The 21,870-nt window shown below is 51.8% G+C and carries 17 protein-coding genes; 11 read left to right on the top strand and 6 right to left on the bottom strand.

All coding sequences use genetic code 11. The features are described 5' to 3' along the window. Positions 1 to 54 precede the first annotated feature (54 nt). From GGU46_RS09975 to GGU46_RS22585, 6 genes are all read left to right on the top strand, one after another. Positions 55 to 453, top strand: a complete 399-nt coding sequence (locus tag GGU46_RS09975) for a hypothetical protein (protein ID WP_183403365.1) — start codon at positions 55 to 57, stop codon at positions 451 to 453. Positions 454 to 808: 355 nt separating this feature from the next. Next, the gene (locus GGU46_RS09970) at positions 809 to 2,296 is read left to right on the top strand and encodes a phage integrase SAM-like domain-containing protein (protein WP_183403364.1); all 1,488 of its coding nucleotides are present in this window, start codon (positions 809 to 811) and stop codon (positions 2,294 to 2,296) included. 91 nt (positions 2,297 to 2,387) lie between these two features. Beyond that, complete coding sequence (locus GGU46_RS09965) at positions 2,388 to 2,909, top strand: hypothetical protein (protein ID WP_183403363.1); 522 nt, start codon at positions 2,388 to 2,390, stop codon at positions 2,907 to 2,909. 862 nt (positions 2,910 to 3,771) lie between these two features. Next, on the top strand, positions 3,772 to 5,118 hold the full coding sequence (locus GGU46_RS09960) for a hypothetical protein (RefSeq protein WP_183403362.1): 1,347 nt from the start codon (positions 3,772 to 3,774) through the stop codon (positions 5,116 to 5,118). A gap of 76 nt (positions 5,119 to 5,194) precedes the next feature. Beyond that, positions 5,195 to 5,647, top strand: a complete 453-nt coding sequence (locus GGU46_RS09955) for a hypothetical protein (protein WP_183403361.1) — start codon at positions 5,195 to 5,197, stop codon at positions 5,645 to 5,647. 440 nt (positions 5,648 to 6,087) lie between these two features. Beyond that, complete coding sequence (locus GGU46_RS22585; RefSeq protein ID WP_183403360.1) at positions 6,088 to 6,345, top strand: GNAT family N-acetyltransferase; 258 nt, start codon at positions 6,088 to 6,090, stop codon at positions 6,343 to 6,345. Between the two features lie 128 nt (positions 6,346 to 6,473). Here the strand turns inward: GGU46_RS22585 and GGU46_RS09945 are convergent, their stop codons facing one another. Beyond that, positions 6,474 to 7,532, bottom strand: a complete 1,059-nt coding sequence (locus GGU46_RS09945; RefSeq protein ID WP_183403359.1) for a PIN domain-containing protein — start codon at positions 7,530 to 7,532, stop codon at positions 6,474 to 6,476. Between the two features lie 56 nt (positions 7,533 to 7,588). Then, complete coding sequence (locus GGU46_RS09940; protein ID WP_183403358.1) at positions 7,589 to 8,977, bottom strand: PIN domain-containing protein; 1,389 nt, start codon at positions 8,975 to 8,977, stop codon at positions 7,589 to 7,591. A gap of 511 nt (positions 8,978 to 9,488) precedes the next feature. On the opposite strand from GGU46_RS09940, the gene GGU46_RS09935 reads away from it, so the two are divergent. Continuing rightward, positions 9,489 to 10,145: a recombinase family protein gene (locus GGU46_RS09935; protein WP_183403357.1), complete on the top strand. Its 657-nt coding sequence runs from the start codon at positions 9,489 to 9,491 to the stop codon at positions 10,143 to 10,145. Between the two features lie 809 nt (positions 10,146 to 10,954). Then, positions 10,955 to 11,164, top strand: coding sequence for a DUF5675 family protein (locus GGU46_RS22580; RefSeq protein ID WP_221297347.1), 210 nt, complete (start codon positions 10,955 to 10,957; stop codon positions 11,162 to 11,164). Here the strand turns inward: GGU46_RS22580 and GGU46_RS09930 are convergent. Continuing rightward, positions 11,159 to 11,899 (bottom strand): hypothetical protein, encoded by a 741-nt coding sequence (locus GGU46_RS09930; protein WP_183403356.1) that lies wholly within the window; start codon positions 11,897 to 11,899, stop codon positions 11,159 to 11,161. The two genes, GGU46_RS22580 and GGU46_RS09930, sit on opposite strands and share 6 nt — an antisense overlap. A gap of 766 nt (positions 11,900 to 12,665) precedes the next feature. Here GGU46_RS09930 and GGU46_RS09925 point away from each other — a divergent pair. Both GGU46_RS09925 and GGU46_RS09920 read left to right on the top strand, forming a co-directional pair. Next, a complete protein-coding gene (locus GGU46_RS09925; RefSeq protein WP_281378801.1) occupies positions 12,666 to 13,118 on the top strand; it encodes a nucleoside deaminase in 453 nt (150 codons plus the stop codon). 205 nt (positions 13,119 to 13,323) lie between these two features. Further along, a complete protein-coding gene (locus GGU46_RS09920) occupies positions 13,324 to 16,275 on the top strand; it encodes a heparinase II/III domain-containing protein (RefSeq protein ID WP_183403354.1) in 2,952 nt (983 codons plus the stop codon). A 93-nt stretch (positions 16,276 to 16,368) separates the two neighbouring features. On the opposite strand, the gene ffh is transcribed toward GGU46_RS09920, so the two are convergent. Continuing rightward, a complete protein-coding gene (gene ffh / locus GGU46_RS09915; protein WP_183403353.1) occupies positions 16,369 to 17,718 on the bottom strand; it encodes a signal recognition particle protein in 1,350 nt (449 codons plus the stop codon). A 51-nt stretch (positions 17,719 to 17,769) separates the two neighbouring features. Next, a complete protein-coding gene (locus GGU46_RS09910; protein WP_183403352.1) occupies positions 17,770 to 18,279 on the bottom strand; it encodes a hypothetical protein in 510 nt (169 codons plus the stop codon). Between the two features lie 109 nt (positions 18,280 to 18,388). Here GGU46_RS09910 and GGU46_RS09905 point away from each other — a divergent pair, with 109 nt between their 5' ends. Then, on the top strand, positions 18,389 to 19,708 hold the full coding sequence (locus GGU46_RS09905) for a glycosyltransferase family 4 protein (protein ID WP_317171892.1): 1,320 nt from the start codon (positions 18,389 to 18,391) through the stop codon (positions 19,706 to 19,708). 169 nt (positions 19,709 to 19,877) lie between these two features. On the opposite strand, the gene GGU46_RS09900 is transcribed toward GGU46_RS09905, so the two are convergent. Beyond that, entirely contained in the window at positions 19,878 to 21,695 is a 1,818-nt protein-coding gene (locus tag GGU46_RS09900; RefSeq protein WP_183403351.1) for a hypothetical protein, read from the bottom strand. Positions 21,696 to 21,870 lie beyond the last annotated feature (175 nt).

Below are 21,870 nucleotides of genomic sequence, written 5' to 3'. Positions count from 1 at the left end.
CCGGTGGCCGCTGCGTTGTGAAGCTCAGCAACCATTCTCTTCGCTTTCCCACTCATGGCAACCAATCTCGACTACCTCGACCCCACGCTGCAGCCGCTGGCCGATAAGCTACAAGCGTACCTGCAAACCGAAAAGGAGCTGCAGCGGGCCGAAGTAAAAGCTACCGACCTTACGCACCGGCACCAGCCATCTGCTCCCCCCACCGACTACGAGCAGCGCTCGGCAGCGGGAAGCTACGATCAGCCCCACGAAGAAATTCGCCTCAGCCTTGAGCATCTGCGCGACGAGTTAGACCGGCTGCGGCAGGAAGTTATTGCCTTGCTGCCGGTGCGCGATGAGTGGATTAAAGTGAACCTGGGGTACGGCCCCAGCCGGGTGGGAGCATTCAGCACTACGCCCGCTACGGCCTCGCCCGGCGCGAATGCTGCCTATGAGCTACGCGTAGTGGTGTAGAACCGCCAGCAACAAAAAGACTACCCCATGGGCACCGCCTGGGCGGCGCCTATGGGGTAGTCTTTTATATTTTCTGCATGTCAGCTCCAGACTACCCGCGCAGCAACCCTGGGAAAGCAGGTGGCAGATACCGCTAACAGCCTGTGTAACAGCATAAAAAAAGGCGGACTAACAGCCCGCCCCTTTTCCACAACCAAAACAGGTTGAAACTCAAAACCTGTTTTATTTGGCTAAAAACGCAGATTATTAATAACTGGACTGACCAATTTTAGATTCTGGACTGACCATTTTTCAGGGAACATGTACTACCTTGGCTTCACCTTAACGCCCTGATGTACACGTTACCCCTACCCGAATGGCTACCGTATCAACACTGGTAAGAGTCAAGAACAAGAAGAAAGCAGAGAACCCACTTTGGGTTATTCTCAGACACAAGAACAGTGACGGTACTCGCTTGGAAGTAGCTATCAGCACCGGGGAGAACATTGACCCCTCGGAGCTGAAACGGGGGAAGGTAGTAGGCGACAAATCGATTGCCCTGAACGAGCTGGTCACTACCATCAGCGGGGAGCTGTATAAGGCGTTCGAAATCGTACTCAAGCGAGGGGAAGCGGTAACCGCTGCTTTAGTCCGAACTGAGTATGACCGAATCGTTGCTGACAGGCTTCTGGAAGAAAAACGTAGGCTGTTCTTTCGGAAGAGTGACGAGTACGCGAAGAACCAGAAAATCTACAACACCAAGAAATACCTCAGACGGATTGACGAGGAAATCCAGGAACGGCTACAGTGGAAGGAAAACAATCAGCGTAGGCTTGACGAACTCGAAGGCAACATCAGCACCTTGGAGAGCACCAAGAAAGACCTACTGGTTACCTACTTCCAACGCTTTCTCGATGAGAAGAGAAACAACCTGAAGCGTAATTCCTCCGCTGGGTATGTATCCATCATGAAGATGGTGGAAGGCTACAGCAAGACCCTACGGATTCAGGACGTGAACCGTACCATCATGTATGAGCTGGAAGACTACATGATTCAGAAGAAACTCTCGAATACCAGCATCGAGAACTACACGAGCAAAATCAAGGGTATCCTGAACTACTTCGTGGACGAACTGAATCTGGGTACCAGCTATAAGGGCTACACCTTCAAACTACCCATCTACGCGAACGATGTGGTGTACCTGAGCCTCGAACAGCTTCAAGACTTCTGGAAGTACGAGAAGGCAATGAAGTCGTACGAGAAGCAACCCAACCGCACTACCCCCAAGGGTTACCAGCGGGTGAAGGACTTGTTCATGTTCATGTGTGGAACCAGCCTAAGGTTCGTCGACATCTTCGTGAACTTCCGGGAACTAATACAGGTGGATACCGACAGGCACGGTAACACTACGGAATACATCGTCATGACTCCGCAGAAGACCCAGAAGAAACAAATCCGGGTGAAGATTCCGGTTACCCCGTTGGTCAAGTCAATCCTTGTTCGGAACGACTATCAGTTCAAACCGATGCGGGACGACTACTTCCGGGATTTGCTCCGGGAGTTCTGCGAAGACATACCCTCGTTCCAGCAGGAAGTAACATGGTTCGACTTCCAAGGCCAAGAAAAGGTACCATATCTTGACCCTAAGACACGCAGGAAGCCGTTGGTATGGCAAGAACTGGGTTCACACACCGGACGCCGTACGTGGATTAATATGGCTATCCAGAGTGGCTACACCATCCCGGAAGTCATGGGGGTAACAGGCCATACGGAAATGAACACATTAGCCCTGTACTTCAGTAAAGCGAAGGTTACCCGAGACAAGCCCCTGAACTTCTTCAATAACGTTGAACAGAAAGGATGAAGCCTTCGAATCCGGGGGCTTTTTTGTTTTCTACCATGCTTGATTTGTAGGCGAGCTTATCTTTGAAGGTCTAATTTTCAAACTTCCCTATATGCGTACACGAGTACTCGTTCTTATCATCTGCCTGATTGCCCTATCATCTGGCTTCTGTAAGGCTCAACAAGCTCTCACCTTGGATAACCTCATTGCTATGCAGCAAGGCGGTCCAAGTGGTGTAAACCGCCTACTCCTACCTAAAGGCTGGATATTCAAGGGGGTTGATGAAGGTCATGTGAATTGCGATTTCACCGATGTGTTTTGGGCTTACCAACCATTATCATATTCCAGTGGGAAAGCGGTTGCCTTTTTAACATTGGGAAAAGACGAAGACTGTATGTATGCAGTAACGTATCAAACCCCGAATCTTGCTGTATATAATATGATAATAGCAGCTATAAAACGCTATAACATGACACAAACAAAGTCAGATGTTGTAACTAATGCTGAAGGCAAAACCACTATTGTTGAATATTATTCCGGAACAAATTACTTAGTAAAAGTTGCAGTAGGCTCTGGCGAAAATGATATGGGTGAAATAAAAAATAAGTATATGGTTACCCTTTGGCACAAATGATTGATTTGAAAACAGTGTTTCTTCATTTCCCATGATTCGTACTGAGGGTATATTGGGGTTGACATACCGCATACCTGATAGCCTTAGGGGTAAGGCTTACTACATGGTAAGATTCTTCCAGCTCCCATACTGGCTTACCTACTGAACCAGATTGACGAAGGCTCTCCTACGGGGGAGCTTTCTTCGTTTACGGGGGCTTCCCCGTTATTTCCCCGTTCGTTACTACCCTATGTTCAACGATTTTTAAATGGTTTATTTGGTAGATTATCAGTTACTTACAAAATGTTCGTACGCATTCCCATATAACCAACTCCCATTCCTTATCCCTTTATGTATACCCTTCCACTACCGAACATCTACTACCTTTAGTATATATCCTTTACTACCGCTTCGTTGAACAGTATATAGTGATAAAAGGAGAATAAAGATACAAAGTATCTAATCGTTGAACTTATGTATAACACGTACGTGTAAACGCGGGTACCGAGTTGAAATAACGATTCGTTCATCAATCCAATACTTCCTCTTCGATTGAAGGAAAGTTGAAGGATTGTCTTTCGCGGAAGCTACAATTGAGGGTATGTTTGGTGCAGTCACAGTATTTACATGTGACCGGGGGAAGGGAGAGTCTTGGTTCTATGCTCTCCCTTCCGTTCTAACCCGCACCATACGAACCCCCAGTTTTAGAACACTGGTACTACCTAACTCAGAGTACGTACATAGAACCTAAGTGCCAACAACGAAAGTATCGACAGGGAAGCCTTATGAAATCAGTCTTTTCCTTCCCCCAAACCTTAACACCAATGACCTTAACGTTTGCCTAACGGGTGAACGTGGTACCGGCAAGCTCCTACAGGGAGTCTTGTTCCTCTACACCTACCTCTATACGGAAAAGCTTACCCTACTCAGGGAAAAGCAGGATGAAGACCCTGACTTCCCCGGTTACGTTCAGATATCCCGTTCTATCCAACGTTCCTTCCTCGGGGATGACTACTCGGAAGTAATGAAGCTCCTACTGGATAATGACTTCCTGACAATGTTACGCCACAACCGGGAAGGGGAATACTTCCAGGATGGCTTCTACTTCAAGGGAGACTATACAGGCCGCTGTAAGTCGTTCAAAATCCCGGAGCATCTTCAGGGTACAGAGAAACTTTACAAAGTCCTGAGGGAACACGTAGGTCAACGGGAATTACTCAAGCTGAACACGGTTAGCCCGGAACGCCAAGCCTACGAGGAACGCTATCGTCAAATCATTGCGCAGAACATGAAGAATGTGATTCTACTCGATACCCCGGAATCCCGGCAGAAGATTGAAGATATCCTCGCAGCGCAGAACAAGAGGGTAACACCTCAGGACTTCATTACCCTCTTCAATACCACCCCCATCAAGGAAAACCCTATCTGTGAGTTCGGACATCGGGTTCATTCCAATATTGTAAATACCCATAAGGTGGTACGGCCTTGGTACCGCTTCCGGGGTGATGAAGATTCTCCCTTGGTAGAAATCGACCTGGTTAACAGCCAACCCGCAATCCTGGCAAGTATTACCCCCAAGCTAATCATGAAGTTCGCTCCTGAGTGCACAGAGGCCGCACCCTTGTACGCGAAGGTTGCCAATGACACGAACTATCAGCACTACCAAGAACTGTGCGCTACGGGCGACATCTACGAGCAACTACGGGATAGATTCAATGAAACCTACGGCAGCAAGCTTCTAACTTCCCTGACTCGCAACGATGCTAAGGGAGTCTACTACCGGGGTGCATATTCCGATTATGAAGTGATGGAACGATATGACCTCGCGGAAGCAGAAATGGAAGTCCTGACGCTAATCCTTCAGGGAGCACCTCAAGCCGAAATCGACAAGAAGGAAGGGTATCTGTTCACCCTAAGAAGCTACCTCCTCTTCAAGGACATGTTCCCCAGCGTACATGAATTGTTCCGAAAGATTAAGCTATTCGACTGGAAAGGAATAAACCCCGGAAATAAGCATTCTAACAACTGTCTACTGGCACAACGTATTGAAAGTGGTATCATATATACCCGAGTAGTCAAAGCTTTGATAGACGCAGGAATTGAACGAACCAAGATTATTACCCTTCACGATGCCTTGATGGTGCGAGAGCAAGACGAAAAGAAAGCCCGTACCATCTTCGCTAAAGAATTGAAGAAACTTCACTTGAATATCAAATTAAAGAATAAGTAAACCCTGCGGTAGGTTATCTGGTAAATGAATGTATCATTACCGAATCTTCATCCTTCACCCCAGATAACCTACTACTATGCCCCGGAAATCCGCAACTGTCGAAGAACAAATGTTAGCTCTGCTGAGTAAAGTCAAAAACGAAGGCAAGCCAGAGAAAATCGCCAAACAGAAAGACATCAGCAAAGCCTTACAACTGTTCCGGAAGGGACATGCAATGATTGAAGAAGCTATTGCTATGTTGGAAGGTGGGGATGAACCCGCTAACGATTCTCCCGAGTATCAAGCCAACGTAACCAAGTACCCCCAGGCCCCCTACGGTAGAAAGGCTGATGGAACTCCTAAACTGGCTTCCGGCAAAGGTGCCCTTAGCGCGGAAGCAATGGCCTTCCGGATGCAGTATCCCGAGCTATTTGATAAGAAGGTTTCCGACCCCGGCCACGGTGGCAGCAACGTAGCCGAGGACACTGATACCGATTCTGACCGTCCCGGCCACGGTGGCAGTACCAAAGGAAGAAAGAAGAATAAGTAATTCCCCTGCCCTCTTCGGGATGATGAAGGCTACTCCTTAACTGGGGTAGCCTTTTTTCATTCTACGATTCTTGGTACCCTACTTGAACCCCGTATTCAGGTACATGTACCAACTAACATTCCGGGGCAGATGGTTATCCATTAACGCAGCCTACAACAAACATTACCAGCAGAGGAACAAGGTCAAGAACGAGTACAAGGAATTATTCCGGCCCTTACTCCTACAGGCCCAGATTCCACCCCTACTGGCCTTCAGACTCCATATCGAATACAATAGCCGGATGGACTGTGATAACCTCACTGCTGGTAGCAAGGTGTTTTATGACCTAATTAGGGAAATGAAGATTATCAAAGAAGATAACAAGCATATCTACCGAGGAATTACCATCGTACCCAACCTCCTACTACCGCATAACACCTACCAGATAACGATTCTACCAGTTGAAGAAACTATATCGTAATGAAACCCTAATAGATGGTTACCACAACGTACAACTACTGCTGATAGTAGATGAAGTACCCGTTACTCAGGTTAGAATCGACCTGAGTACCCGCGAAGAAGAACATGAATGCGAGTTCCAATCCGTACATACCCATCCCGAGTACTGGAGCAAGGGGTACGCCCGATACGTCCTCGGGGAAGCAATCAGGGAAGCTTACACGCTGGGTAAAACGATTATTGTACTCGGTGCCCACTAAGACAATAAAGCCGCCCGAACCCTATATGAAAGCATGGGGTTTATCAAATACTCAGAACCTAATCAGTGGGGAATAATCGATTACTATCTGGTAATTAACCCAGAACTATTAACAGATGTAACCCGAGATTAGTCCAGAGGAACTATCCGCAGATGCACATCGGATACATAAACTCTTTTCAGGTCTATATTGGTAAGTTTCTCGTTTTCGATGCGGTAACTAATCGGACAAGCAATTCTTAATGTCGTTACGTGCAATTCATATTCACTGTATTCTAAGAAATTTACATCCATAGCTACACTAATACTTAACCATAATGTTCCATTTAGAAAAGAGTAAATATTAGACCTAAATATCTTGGTAGTACCTTCTTTTACAACAGCCTTTTGAAGAACCAAATCAGTAGAATCAAATGGATAGTAATCAAGTTGCGCAAGCTTTTCCCTCAGATTTGAATTCTTCTTCGTGAGTACATATAACGCCTTAGCATTGAGTTCTTGATAATCAAGGTTAGCATGTATCCATTCCAGTGTCAGAGGTTTAACAGGCTCGTAATAGTCATCGAGGAATGACTTTAGAGAAGAATAATACTTGAATAAGTTTCTATTTAATTCATCCTGAACATCAGCTTGCAAGTCAGGGTGTAAGCTATTTCTGTCATTGGGTACATTAGCGAACTCATTAACGTTATCTGATATAAATACCAAAGAATCATACGCACCATCCCTGAGAAACTTCAGGATAGTAAACCAGATGATAGCGTCCCGGAATTCCTCTCCTTTGGCATTAAATGGCTTTTTACGGGCTATTGCTCGCTTCGCTATACTACCTAATGCGTTCTCCGGATAAGGTAGAAACACAGTATCAGGCCACATAATTTTGCCCTCTCGTAACGTATCCCGAAGGAAAGCCTGATATTCTTCTAATAATTGCTGATAGTCAAAACGAGGGATAACAATTCCTGGGGAATCAGGAAAGAATCTTTCAATGTTATCAGCAGTATCATTCAAGGATTTAACCTGAGGCTTCAGCTTCTCTAAGTATTGTCCCGCTACTTCATCCCAAATGACTTCTGGCATTAGGATTATTGCCCCAGTCCTTTCAACAAAGTCAAGTAAGGCACGGTGTTCTAATGATTCGAACTTCCAGCTCTTTTGAATGATGTTGGTATCAAGAATAATATACATACTGAAGAATCTATCAGAAGATAGAATTATAAGGCAGTACCCGAAGTACGGCAAAGTTATTTCTTCTTCTTTCTTGGCGTCCGATTAGAACCTTTGACAGGCTCAGGGCTCAAAGGAGGAAGTTTAACCGCTGGGGGTTCCATAACACTACTATTTAAGCCTTCAATCACTTTATCCGCCCTTTCAATCTGTGAAGTACTATAGAATCCTTTGTTGATGCGCTCAAATTCTTTGAGCATGTCACTAAATTTATTAAGCAATGCAAATTGTTTTTTCATTTCTTCCATAGATTGTGATACGTCACTGGTTTTGTCTATGGCCTTCAATAAAGCACTGATTTGATAACTATTATCAATAGCCAGTTTCTTTTCTCCCGTTAAGCCTACATGTTCAATCTTGATTTCACCCATTTCACCATCCTTGAACTGAATGCTTAAGCTTACCTGATAGGTAGCTATAGCAGAATGAACGCGAATAGATTCTGGGTTATCCAACGGAGCAAAGGTCAACGGAACTTCTATCGTCAGATATACACGACAGAATATCACAATCCGCTTCGTCTTCTCGAAGGTGTACACATTCAACGCGAATACGTCAGACGTATCAGTAACTACGTGCTTCGCTAAATCGGACTCAATTAATGGCAACTGATACTCCGGATTACGCAGTCTGGCAGCATTAGCAAAGTCTACCACATCTTCTTGCAGGGCAATTGCAAAGGCTGATTCTAATGCTGCCTTTTGTGCCCGTAGATACTCTCCTACGGATTCTTCAGTAATACCTTGGATTGGGAGACTGTGAGCGGATACGAAGTCTTCCAAGCTGGTGTAATAGTAAAATCCTTGCGTTTTACCCTTCTGACGTGCTTCCTCCGCCTCAGCTGCTAAATCAGAATGCAGAACCTTCTTTCCCCCACCTGAAGGAACAACACCAAAAGCGTTGCCATCGGAACTGATGAAAACAACTTCATCATGTTCTTTCCCGGCGGCACCGCTGATAACATCAAGAACATTTTCCCATATCAGGGTATCCTTGAATTCCTGCTGGTTCTTATCATTAAAGGGCCTACGCTTCACCAATGCTCGTGCCGCTACCCTTTCCAAGTAGTCCGGTTTGTGCTCTATGAACTGGTAGTCCTCTCGTATCTTCAACTTCTTGCGAAGCCACTCCATATAGGAAGCAACCTCGCTATCTATGTCAATCTTGAGAACCTTAAACTCGGGCATATTGATTAGCACGGCGGCCATGTGCTTGCAGGTTTGCACGTACTGATTCTGCCGGGTTTCCAAATCCTGACGGTAGTTCTTTTCTACCTCCTGCCAGACGATACGAGGGATATATATCACACTCTCGGTCTTCTCTACGAAATCCAGAAACGCCAAAGCCGTATTCGTCCGGAACATGTAGTTCGTCCTGATAGTGTTGGTATCGATAACAATGTTCATATAGCTACAGAAGCTGCTTTCCGTGTCGTTAAACTCGCTCCAAGTTACGGGGAATTACCGCTTATCGGGGTGGAAAAAAGCCTCGAAACTCGTACTCGGGTGAACTGCCCTCCTACCTGACTCCCCTACCTACCCCGTAACGAGGCTTAGGCCATTACCTACCCTACAGAATCTTGTCATACTCACTGGAATCCAAGTTTTCGGGTACTTACCTTCCCACCTACTCCCTACTTCCAGCTCCTAATAACCTTCCTCATAACTACATTATTAGTTATTAGAATCACTCCCTTGCTGCTCTCTACTTCAAAACAGGTCGATTCTCGAAGGCGGTTACCCCCTATCAGCCCCGAGGTAGCTGAAGCATATTCGTCCGAGCGGTTATTGGATTGAACCCATTTTGGTTGTACTAAATTGGAATCAACAATCTTGTTACATTGGAAGAATGGGCGTTGTACCATTGTAACAAAAGGTATATCTTCACGTATTCCCAGCAGATAAAATCCTATTTCTGATGAAGACCTACGTGACCTACCTCCGAGTATCAACCAAAGTACAAGGTGGTGATGGATTGGGTATCGGTGCCCAACGTTCTACCGTGAACCAGTTCGTAGGTAACTCGGGTACCATCCTGAAGGAATTCGTGGAAGTCGAATCAGGCAGTAAGAACGACAGGCCGCAGCTACACGCGGCTATTGCTGAAGCGAAGAGTACCCGTTCCCGGTTGGTCATTGCCAAGCTGGATAGGCTTTCCCGAAATGCAGCGTTCATCTTCACCCTACGGGATACCGGGGTTGATTTCGTTGCCTGTGATATGCCCGATGCAAACACGCTAACAGTAGGCATCTTCGCCGTAATAGCCCAACACGAACGGGAAACCATCAGCCTACGCACCAAGGCCGCGCTGGGGGCTAAACGAGCTAAAGGTGAAACACTGGGGAAGCCGGAAAACTTCACGCAGGTAGGCCGGGACAAAGGCCGGGAAACCCAACAGCAGCAAGCCAAGGAGGCCCTGAGTAACGTTCAGGCCGCACACCTGATACCCCTGCTTCTTCAGCAGAACAAGACCCTGAGGGAAGTAGCAAGCATCCTGAATCAAAACGGCTACCGAACCAGAAGGGGGAAGGAATTCACAGCTACCCAGGTCATGAGGTTAGCAGCAGCAGTATAATTCCGATAGGCTACCACGTATGACTACTGTAACATTCTTGATTGAAAAGGTACCGAACGGAATCATAGCCTATGCCCAGGGCTACAGCTTATTTGTTGATGGTGATACAATAGAGGAAACACGTAGGAAAGCTATTACGGAATTCGAAGACCAATGCCGCTTCTTGAAGGAAGACCCAGCAGACTATACCGTTACATTCCGATTCGATTTACCTACCTTCTTTGCGGCCCACGCATGGCATTAAAAAACCCCCTCGAATCAAACGAGAGGGTAGGCCGCATGTTCTTCCGGATGTAGGTGTAGTTATGCTACCATGCGCTGGTTCCGTTGACTGTCACTACAAGCAAGGCTTTAAAAGAACTATGTAGCCATGTGTCACAGATTCGATATGCGTACCTACCACACCAATCATCATGATGCAGCAATTGGTATAAATCCCTCGCATTTCGCGTAATACTCAAGCAATTGATTTCTCAATTTTATTAAAGTACAACTTAAAAATTATACCTCCCTTAATCAAGATTTACTGTACTATATGGTACTATAACCATACCTCATTAACTCATTCAAAATCATTGTTTCTATCCAAATCATACATATATATATATTAGACTATAAATGGGTCCTAATACTCTTAGTTCTCGCAGATTTGGAGTTGGTTGAGGTCCTTTTTACCCCCTCCCCTGCACCCGTATCCCGTACTTTACCTCCCCCCTCCCCCAAGCGAAGATTCTGTGGCTCTTGTCCACGAAATTTTTTTCAAAAAAATGTACTGCAAACGAATTAACAGCTCTTAGAATAAGGCTATCATGCCCCTTCTGGTAGTTGTTCGCGGCTTTCTGGGTATCCGGATACACTCGGGCAATACTGCTTCCGACAGTGATGGATGTTTGCTACTGGGTTCTACCAGAAGCAAGGACTTCGTAGGCGAATCCCGCAAAGCCTGTGACAAATTCTACAAGCTGCTGGATGACCTGCTGAAGGCTGGTAATAGCTGCTGGATTACAGTTACCTCATGAAGCCGATTGATTTCCTTGGAGTTCAGACAACACACTCTCCGGCATTTGGTCAGTAATATCCTCGAACAGGAAAACTGATGGTAAACCAGTGTTACTATCCCTCATTTGGAAAGAAACCGAATGCTTTCCATCTGGTAAGTGTACTAAGTGATAGTTGAGTAACCCCACTAACTTGTTAGCCCAGCTCTGAAACAAAGCAGGAAAAGGTGTCAAATCGATATCTTCTTTAAAGGAGTTTTGGGCGTGAATCAAGCCGCTACATGTATTGTACATGTCAATTAGCTCATCTTCTGTCATCCATTCCCCATCTGATAGCAGTTGAAGATGTTCTATTTGGTTAATATCCTTTGTTGGGTTCCTTCTGCGTGGACGAGGATAGTAACCGGGATTGATGCCCTTTATACGCTGAATAATTTCCTTTATTCTCCATTCCTGCTGGTACTTCGGGTATAGGTCAGCATACTCTCTCTCATGACCGGCAAGGTTTGCGAAGACAATCACTTCAGCAATCTTTCGATAGCTCAAAGCTATTGCTTCAAAGTTAAGTAGATAATTCTCCCTAAGGGTCAAATCGGTAATCATCGGGCGCAGAGCATCAATGCGTTCCCCGGCCTCCTTCATTAGCTTGTAATAAGCGTTACCGATTCTATGAAATGAGTCAGGGTTTTTTTCCTCCTTCCTTTTTTTCGCTACAGGTTCAACCTTCCTTCCTTTTCGGCTACGGCTCTTAGGCATATGGATACTTGCGGGAGTGATAGACTGAGCTTCAAATATTCACCAAATAGTTAGCACTATCTGAAGCATTTCAACCGAATGCAGAAAAGATTTCAACCCAGAATAATTTTGGCTCCCCTACCTATGCCCAGAATAATTTCCGGCTCTTTCCTTCCCTGATAATTTGGTCAGCCCAGAGAACAAATCAGGTCAGTACAGGTAATAAATCAGGTCAGTCCCGAGTAAATTTGGTCAGTACTGGGGGCTAAATGGTCAGTATTTGTGGCCGTATACTGACCAATTTTACAAATAAGTACTGACCAATTGTGGAGAACGATACTGTGAATAACAATCAAATGTGCCCTAACAACCTCCAAACGCACACTTTGGGCAACAAAAAAAGGGCTGCCAACGACAGCCCCCTTTTCCACAACCAAAACACCTAAAAAACTATTCTTTCGTTTTACAGACAACCAAATACCGGGCCAAATTACATTAGCACCAGTTGATTATCTGTTCGAAGAACAGCATTCGTAGTGTCTACACGATATAGAGTCGGAAGTGGGGCCCTGGGGTTGCATGGAGAAATAAATAAAAGAGAAATCGGGGGTACTAGCCCGCTATAATTTGTGCCGATTGGGGCAGAAGCCTCTTTCCGCGCGGTATGACGACTCGCGACGGAAAGGGTTGAATACTGTATTTTGCGCAGTTTTTGGCCGGTTTCTTCGGCTTTCACCTTTCTTCATTCCCTGACCCTACCCGTATGGAAGCGCCCAACCCTGAGTTTATGCGCGAAGCAATTCGCTTGTCCGTTGAAAAAATGCAGGCTGGCCACGGCGGACCTTTCGGGGCTGTAATCGTTAAGGACGGGCAAATTATTGCCCGAGGCTTCAACCAGGTTACCAGCACCCACGACCCTACTTGCCACGCCGAGGTAGATGCCATTCGCAAGGCCTGCGCCGCCCTGGGCACCTTTCAGCTCGATGGCTGCGACCTGTACACCAGCTGCGAGCCGTGCCCCATGTGCCTCGGCGCTATCTACTGGGCCCGACCCCGCCGCGTGTTTTACGGCAACACCAAGCAGGATGCGGCCGCTATCGGCTTCGACGACCAATTTATTTATGAAGAATTAGAGAAGCCGTTGGGCGCCCGCCATATCCCAATGGTGGAATTATTACGTGACGAAGCCAGAGCCGGCTTCCGGGCCTGGGAGCAGCAGGAAGGCCGTACCGATTATTAAACTTTATTTACATATTCAAGTCGTCGCCCCTTACATCCTGGGAATCCCGTCCTATTTCTGGAATAGGACGGGATTTTGTTTTTGCGGCTTCTTAACGCCCTAGTGGCTGTCGAAATAGAAGGAAACTCTTTTCTAGATAAAACTATTACCCCACTAAGCAGCCGAAACGAGCAGCGGCTTAACTATAATTAAACCAATATAAGTTTTGAATAAAAACTCTCTACTTTCTTTTGTTCTCTTCTGGCTTTTAGCATCTTCAGCATTTGCCCAAACGGGCAGCTGGAGCCCGGCGGGCATTACCGCTACTTACCCCCGCACCCTGCTCACGCCCGCCGCCGTACCGGGCGGCCGGGAGTTTCTGGCCGCACCGCAGAACCAGACGCTCTACGCCAGCTTGTACACCAGCATCTTCGCCGGCCCGGCCAACGGAAATGCTACTGCGGATGAGCGTCGTGGCAGGGCCACTTTTGCGAAAAATACCGCCTTTGTGCTGCTCATGGACCGGAAGCCGATTGGCGCTTCCCTTATTCCTCTACCCGGGCCAGAGCGCGCCCTGTACCAGCAGCAGGCGGTAGGAGCACTGGAAAGCCTGAACCCGGCGGTGGAGGCCTTTGCCAGCTTCTCGGGTACCACATACACCGAGTGGCAGTGGCGCTCCAAGGAGCTTATCGATTACCTGATTGCCTACGACCTACTTCGGGGCGCCGGAGTAACGGAGGCCGAGTTGCAGGTAGGTAAAACAAAGCTCCAGCAGTTCGCTGGTAATCTGTACCGCGAATCAAACCGGCCTTTCCTGGGCGTGTATTTCTTTCGCCAAGTCAAAAACAACCACACCCTGATGACCGCGGCCGCCTTGGGTATGGCGGCCGTGGTGCTGAATGACGCCACCAGCCCCGACGTGAATCAGCAGCCAATAAACTGGATAAACACCGGGCTGTTCCACCTCGATAACGTGCTGTGGGAAGACGCCCAGCGCCAGTCGGACCCAACGGCAGTAGCTGGCTACGCCGAAGGTCCGTATTACTTCAAGTATGCGTTTCTGAACTGTCTGCCGTTTTTTCGGGCTTTGGGCAACTTCGCTCCGGATATCAGTTTCTCTTGCACCTACAACGGCACCACACGCCGCATCCGCAACCCCTACTTTGACCCGCGCTACGACCAGCTATACGAGTGGATAACGGCTATTCTGATGCCGGACGGCCGTTTCCCGGCCTTGGAAGACTCGTACGTGGATATGGCCATGCCCGAGCTGGCGCTTACTGGCAAAAGCCGCTACGCGGTGCCGCTGCACCTGCGACGCCTGTCGGGGGGGCAGTTGAACTCGCTGAACGCCCAGCTCCGCGACGCGACGGTGGACATGCGCGCGGCCTACCTGGCCGCGCAGGTAACGCCTACCCCTCGCTCCCGCCCTACCCTTACCCACCTGCCCCACAGCGGCAACCTGATCCTGCAGGCTGGTCCCGATTCGGTAGCTACCTACCTCCATTTGTACGGTAAAAGCGGTGCGGTGCAAACCAACTCCGGCGGCCATAACCAGGCCGATGCCACCAGCTTCATCCTCCATGCCCAGGGCCAGCTACTGGCCCTCGATGCCGGCTACCTGAGCTATAGCCGCCGGGCGGAAGTAGGCCAGGCCGCCAACCATAACATGGTGCTGGTAGATGGCGCCGGTCCGGCCCTTGGCAACGCCGGCGCTGCTAATGAACCGAATGCTATCCTGCCCCGCGCTTTTGAGGCCGGAGGCCTGGCTTTCGGCGAAGCCCGCACCACGTGCCAGAATGCTTCCGTCACCCGCAAAGCGTTGTTTGTGCGGGGCCGCTACTACCTGCTGGCCGACTTCGTGCAGTCGGCGGGGCCGCGGCGCTACACCTGGCAGCTGCACGGCTACGGGCTAGCGGGAGGTACTGCGCAAACGGGTCTTTTCCATAACAGTCTGGCGCAGCAGGAAGGCTCCTGGGAGAAAAACGGAGCCCGGCTGACGGCGCACGTAGCTACTCCGGGCACTGCCGCTACGTACAGAACGGCAACGGGCGTGCACGAGCTGGCCTACAACTCAACCGAAAACCATACTACCCTGTTGGTTGAGCAAACTGGGGCAGCCCAAACGCAGTTTCTGGCCGCCCTCTACCCTGGCCCTGCTACTGCTCCCCCCGCCCAGATTGTCAGTACCAGCACGGCTGCCACCGCCGGCTTAACCACCACCGCCGATGGCTTCCGGGACGTGGCCTTCACCCAAACCGATACTATCCTGACTACCAGCCCCGGACCGGACCGCTCCATCAGTTCCGACGCGCTGCTGACTTTTCTTTCGGTTGATCAGGCAGGAAATCCCGTACAGGCTTTTCTGGATGAGGGCACGGAGTTGCGCTACGGCTCGGAGGTAGTGCTGCAGTCGTCGCGCCGGGCTACGATCAGCTGGCAGCACATGACGGAAAACCAATTCGATATATACGTGAGCCGCCCCACCACGTTAGCGCTGCGTATGCCCTCGGCTACGGTAGCGGCTACGGGGCCGGGAGTGGCTCACTCAAGCTACGACGCCGCAACGGGGCTGCTCACCATTGAGCTGACCAAGGCCTCATCCGTGGCAGTGCAGTCCATTGGCCGGCCTCTTCCGGTCGTGCTCACCTTTTTCACGGCCCGCCGACAGGCTACGAGCACAGAGCTAAGCTGGCAAACCGCAGCGGAACTGCAAAACCGGGGCTTTACGGTGCAACGCAGCCAGGATGCCGGCCGCACGTTCCAGAACATCGGGTTTGTGCCTGGCCAGGGTACCAGCGCCCAGGCCACCACGTACCGCTTCACCGATAAGGCCGCACCTACCACTGCCGTGCAGTACCGTCTGCAGCAGCACGACCAGGATGGCACCGCGCACTACTCCTCCGTGGTGCAGGTAGCCGCCGCCGTTGCAGCCGCCACGCTAACGGTGGCCCCCGTTCCGGCCCACGACTTCCTGACGGTTTCCTACCCCGATCCGCAACAACAAATCGAGCTGCAGGTCCTGGACCGCAACGGACGGGTAGTAATGCGGGAGCAGTTTCAGCAGCAAACCCGGCTCGACGTGCAGCGCTTAGCGCCGGGGTTGTACTACCTCCGGGCACTGAGCCCAACCGGCCAGCTGGTCACTACTCCGGTCAAGGTTTTGATTGAGAGGTAGGAACTGAATTTTCACCTTGCGCTAAAACCAAAAAGCCCGAACGCTAAAGCATTCGGGCTTTTTGGTGTATAAAGCTACGCAGTTCCTGGCTGCTTAGCGCAGGGGGCCTTTCATACCCATCATGCGGGCCATTTGCTGCATGCCGCCTTTGGTCTGGCTCATCTTGTTCATAGTGCGCATCACTTTGCGCATGTCCTCGAACTGCTTCATCAGGTTGTTGACCTGCTGGATGTCGGTGCCGGAACCTTTGGCCAGGCGGCGGCGACGGGAGCCGTTCAGCAGCTCCGGCTGGGCGCGCTCCTTGGGCGTCATGCTCTTGATGATGGCTTCAATCGGCTTAAAGGCGTCGTCGTCAATTTCCACGTCCTTCAGGGCTTTGCCCATGCCCGGAATCATGCCCACCAGGTCCTTCAGGTTGCCCATCTTCTTGATTTGCTCTAGCTGGGAGAGGAAGTCATCGAAGTTGAACTGGTTTTTGCGGATCTTCTGGTTGATGCGCTTGGCCTCTTCCTCGTCGAACTGCTGCTGGGCGCGCTCTACCAGCGAAATCACGTCGCCCATGCCCAGAATGCGCTGGGCCATGCGGTCGGGGTAGAACAGGTCGAGAGCTTCCATCTTCTCACCCGTCGAGATGAACTTGATGGGTTTCTCCACCACGGCCCGGATGGAGAGGGCCGCACCACCGCGCGAGTCACCGTCGAGCTTGGTGAGTACTACCCCGTCAAAGTTCAGGCGGTCGTTGAAGGTCTTGGCCGTGTTCACGGCGTCCTGCCCCGTCATGGAGTCCACCACGAACAGCGTTTCCGAGGGGTTGATGGCCCGCTTCACCCGCTCGATTTCGGCCATCATCTGCTCGTCCACGGCCAGGCGGCCGGCGGTGTCAATGATGACCACCTTCTTGTTGTTCTTGCGGGCAAACTCAATGGCGTTCTGCGAAATCTCCACCGGATTCTTGTTTTCCGGCTCCGAGTACACTTCCACGCCAATCTGCTCGCCCAGCACTTTCAGCTGGTCAATAGCGGCGGGGCGGTACACGTCGCAGGCCACCAGCAGCACGTTGCGCCCCTGCTTTTTAATGTGGCTGGCCAGCTTACCGGCGAAGGTGGTTTTACCCGAGCCCTGCAAGCCCGAGAGCAGCACTACGGCCGGTTCGCCCTTGATAACGATGTCCTGCTTTTCGCCGCCCATGAGCTGGGTCAGCTCATCATAGACGATTTTGGTCATCAGCTGGCCCGGCGACACGCTGATGAGCACGTCGCGGCCCATGGCCTCGTCCTTGATTTTGTCGGTTACCTCCTTGGCCACCTTGTAGTTCACGTCGGCGTCCACGAGGGCCCGGCGGATTTCCTTTACGGTGGAGGCAACATTGATTTCGGTGATGCTGCCCTGACCCTTAAGGGTTTTAAAGGCGCGGTCGAGTTTGGTACTAAGGTTATCGAACATGGAGTCGCAGATTTGCGCTGATTTTTTTGATTTTGCTGATTACGGCCGACGCTAAGAAGCTTTTCGCAACACGATGTTTTCCAGCACTTCCAGGCGGTGCAGCATATCGGCCTGCGTAGCCTGATTTTGCTCCACCCGCGCCAGGCGCTGGTCAATTTGTTGCACGTCGGTGCGCAGGCCGGCAACTTCCTGCTTCACGTTAGCCACTTCTTCCTTCACGCCTGCTACTTCTTGCTTTACGCTGGCAACTTCTTGCTTCACGCCCGCAACCTCTTGCTTTACGCTGGTTACTTCCTGCTTCACGCTGGCTACCTCCTGCTTCACACCCGCTACTTCTTCCTTCACGCCTTCGATCTTCTTTTCCATCCGGATAAAGCCGTCGGCTACGGCGGTAGCAAAGCGGTCGAAGATGGCTTCGAAACGAGCATCGGACTGCTCCATGCGTTGCTCGAAGCGCAGGCCCAGCTCCTGAATAGCTTTCTTGTTTTCCTCCGTCTGCCGGTCCACGGCACGGAGCACGTCACCCATCAGGGCTAGTAAATCGGTGTAATCGGCAGCCATAGAGAAGTGTACAGAGGAAAGGACCGGGTTCAGCCTCCAAAAGTAACCAGAAAACCCCGAAAGGCCGCAGGTGCTTACCTTCGCGGTTTCATTGCTACCCCCCCGCTTCGTGTCCGTGTCTGCTGCTCGCCCGCTTCGCCTGCTTGTTCTTACGTACTACTGGCCACCTTCCGGCGGCGCAGGCGTGCAGCGCAGCCTGAAGTTTGTAAAGCACCTGCCCCAGTTCGGGGTGGAGCCGACGGTCATTACCGTGGACCCCAGCCAAGGGGCCTACCCCGTGCTCGACCACTCCCTGGCCGCCGACGTGCCGCCCCAGGTGCGCGTAATTCGCACCCGCACCTTCGAGCCCTTCGACAGCTATAAACGCCTGACCGGCAAGCAGGTTCCTTACGGGGGCTTCGTGGGCGAAAGCAAAACCAGCCGCCTGCAGCGCCTGTTCAAGTTTGTGCGCGGCAACCTGTTCATTCCCGATGCTCGTCGGGGCTGGAACCGCTACGCCCTGCAGGCCGTGGCCGATTTGCTGGCGGCCGGCGAGGAGTTTGACGCCGTCCTGACATCTTCTCCGCCCCACTCTACCCAGCTGATTGGCCTGGAGCTAAAAAGCCGCTTCGGCCTGCGCTGGCTGGCGGATATGCGCGACCCCTGGACGGACATTTATTACTACAAAGAGCTGAACCATACCCCACTGGCCCGCTGGCTCGATGCCCGCTACGAGCGGCAGGTGCTGGAGCAGGCCGACGCCGTGCTGGTGACCAGTCCCCATACTAAACGGCTATTCCTGGGCAAATCGGAGCGAATTGCGGCCGACAAAATCCAGGTGGTACCCAACGGTTACGATGAGGATGATTTTCGGGCCTTGAGCATGCCGCCCCCGGATGCGCTGCTCATCACCCACACCGGCACCATTTCCGAAACCTACCATATCGAGCAGCTGCTGGCCGCCTGCGCCGAGTGTGCCCGCCGCCACCCCGCGGTGCCGCTGCGGCTGCGTTTCGTGGGGAAAGTATCGGATGGGCTGCGGCAGCAGGTAGTGGCGGCCGGGCTTGGTGAGCAGACGGAGTTCATTCCCTTCGTGCCGCACGATGAGTCGGTGGGTTACCTGCTGCAAAGCACGGTGCTGCTGATGGCCATACCGGACGTAGCCAACAACCTGGGCATTCTGCCGGGCAAAGTGTTCGAGTACCTGGCCGCCGGCAAACCCATCCTGTGCGTGGGTCCCGCTGGCTCGGATGCCGACCTGCTCCTGCGCGAGTGCGGCGCCGGCCAGGCCCTACCCTACGCCGACTACGAAACCATGCTGGCACATCTGGAAGCCCTAGCCGCGCAGTGGCGCATCAACCCCAACCTCGATTTGCCCGCCGGCCGCGCCACCGCCTACTCCCGCCGCGCCCTGACCGAGCGGTTAGCGAAGCTGGTGGCGGTGCAATAACGAGTTGTCATGGCGAGGGCACCGAAGCCATCCGTCCTGACCAAGGTGCTACCCCCTTGAAACGTGACAAGCCCTTGACGACTGTGTGAGCGTCAGGGGCTTGTCACATTATAGAGCTTGTCACTGAAGCGAGGAAGGATGGCTTCGCTCTGCTCGCCATGACAACTGGCTACTTAAACAACCCGCGCAGCTTGCTGAGCACCAGGCTGGTGGCGCGGGCTTTGAGGTCGGTCCAGGCGGAGTGGTGCAGGTGCTGGCCGTGCCACTCACCGATGGCGGCGGCCAGGCGCTGGGCCAGGGTGCGGTAGTGCTGGCGGTGGTAGTGGCGGAGGTTGTTGGTTACGTCGGCGGGCGTCTGCACAAAGTCGCGCACATCTACTACCTGGCAGTTTTCGGCGGAGGCGGCGAAATCGGCTAGCGCCTGATTCATTAGCTGGTGCCGTTGCTTGGCACCGGTTTCGCCCGAGCCGGGTACTTCTATTTCGGCGCCGTTTAACAGGAAGATGGGAACCTGAGTTGGTACTTGTGCCCGCAGCCAGCGTAGGTTTTCTGTGAATTGTTCAGGCGTTATCTGCCCTACTAGCTCAAACTCCTGCTGAAACCGGCGCAGAAAGGCTTCGTCCATACCCTGAAAACGACGCTGGGCGTACTTGGCGGCCTGCGTGGCGGGGTCCACGGCCGTGAGGTTCTGGTAGCCACCGAACGGAATTTCTAGACCAGAGGTCTTTTCACGGTACAGTTCCTGGGTGTAGTCCATGAGGGGGCTGTACACCAGCACGTCGTAGGTGCCGCTCCAGAGCTGCGTTTCGAAGGCTTCGCGGCCGAGGAAGGGTAGGAAGGACGCCAGGCGTTGCTGCTCGGCGGCGGGCCACTCGCGCCCGGCGCGTAATAGGGCCGTATGCTCCAGGTGGACCGGAATCTGATGCTCGTTGTTGTAATTGAACTCTTCCACTACGTCCAGCTCAAAGGCCTGCAAAAAGGGCGTGAGTTGCCCTAAGTCGCAGCCGCCTTTCAGCAGCACCCGCAGCCGCTCCCCAACCGGGGCGGAGGCCGCCGCAGCCGGAGCTCCGGTTTCAACAGTAATCCAGTCGGGTTTCTCCGTGTTGTTGAGGGTAGTAGCTACCTCGCCCTGCACCTCCAACGCGGGAAAACCGAGGTGGGCGTAGGTGAACTGCTCCACACCCAAATGCAGAATCCGGCAGGAAAACACCAGCTGTTCCAACTGATTAGTAGCCGTGTTCAGGCAATAAATTCCCACCAGGCCGTAGTCGCCGAACCGGTCGTGCACCCGCACGGTGCCCCAGCGGCGGGTGGCATCCGTGAAGCTGGCCCGCAACTCATCCCTGGTAACGCGGCGCTTGGTGAAATTGAGCTGGTTGGAGCGGTTGATCAGCTCCTCGATGCGGTCCAGATCGGGCCCTACCCCCGCTCCTTCACGGAACTCGATGCGCACCTGGGCGTCGCGCAGGAAGGCCAGGTTATCGTCGTAGGCGGCGCGGGCCTGCTGCTGGCGCTCCAGCAACCGGTACTGCTCCAGGCGCGAAAATGTAGGGTCGGGCTTACCGCTGGCGCGCAGCTGCGGGGCCAGCGCGGGCAGGTCGGCAGGGTCGGCTACCTGCAGCTCGGGGTTGTAGTACTGCGCCTCGGCCCGGTTCATGGAGTTATCATCCAGAAACAGGGCATTGGGAGCCCGCAGCTGCATCTGTTCCAGCAGCTGCTTGATAATCTGGCCTTTGGGCTGCCAGCTGATTTGCGGAAACACAAACAGGTCGCGGATGCCCAGCTCCACCAGCTTGGCTTCGGCCGGCGCGAAATCGTTCTTGCTGACGATGGTATGCACAATGCCGCGGGCCGCCGTGTCGCGCACCAGCTGTAGGTTATCTTCCAGCGCCTCCACTGCGCCTTCCGAGAGCGTACCCTTCCAAAACGTGTCGTCCAGGTCCCAGATGATGACTTTAATGGGTTGGATGGGGGTAGCAGCGGCCATAGTAAGCAAAAGGAAAGGCGGTCATCCTGAGTGCAGCGAAGGACCTTCTTACGGTTGAGCTACTACCCCTCCGATGTCGATCTGACGTGAGAAGGTCCTTCGCTGCGCTCAGGATGACAAGCAGGATCTGGTAAGAAGGACAAAAGTACGGAAGCTCCCGGCGGAATGTCTATTT

Source organism: Hymenobacter latericoloratus, assembly GCF_014199535.1.
Taxonomy (GTDB): Bacteria; Bacteroidota; Bacteroidia; order Cytophagales; family Hymenobacteraceae; genus Hymenobacter; species Hymenobacter latericoloratus.
This window is presented reverse-complemented; position numbering and strand designations above follow the sequence as displayed.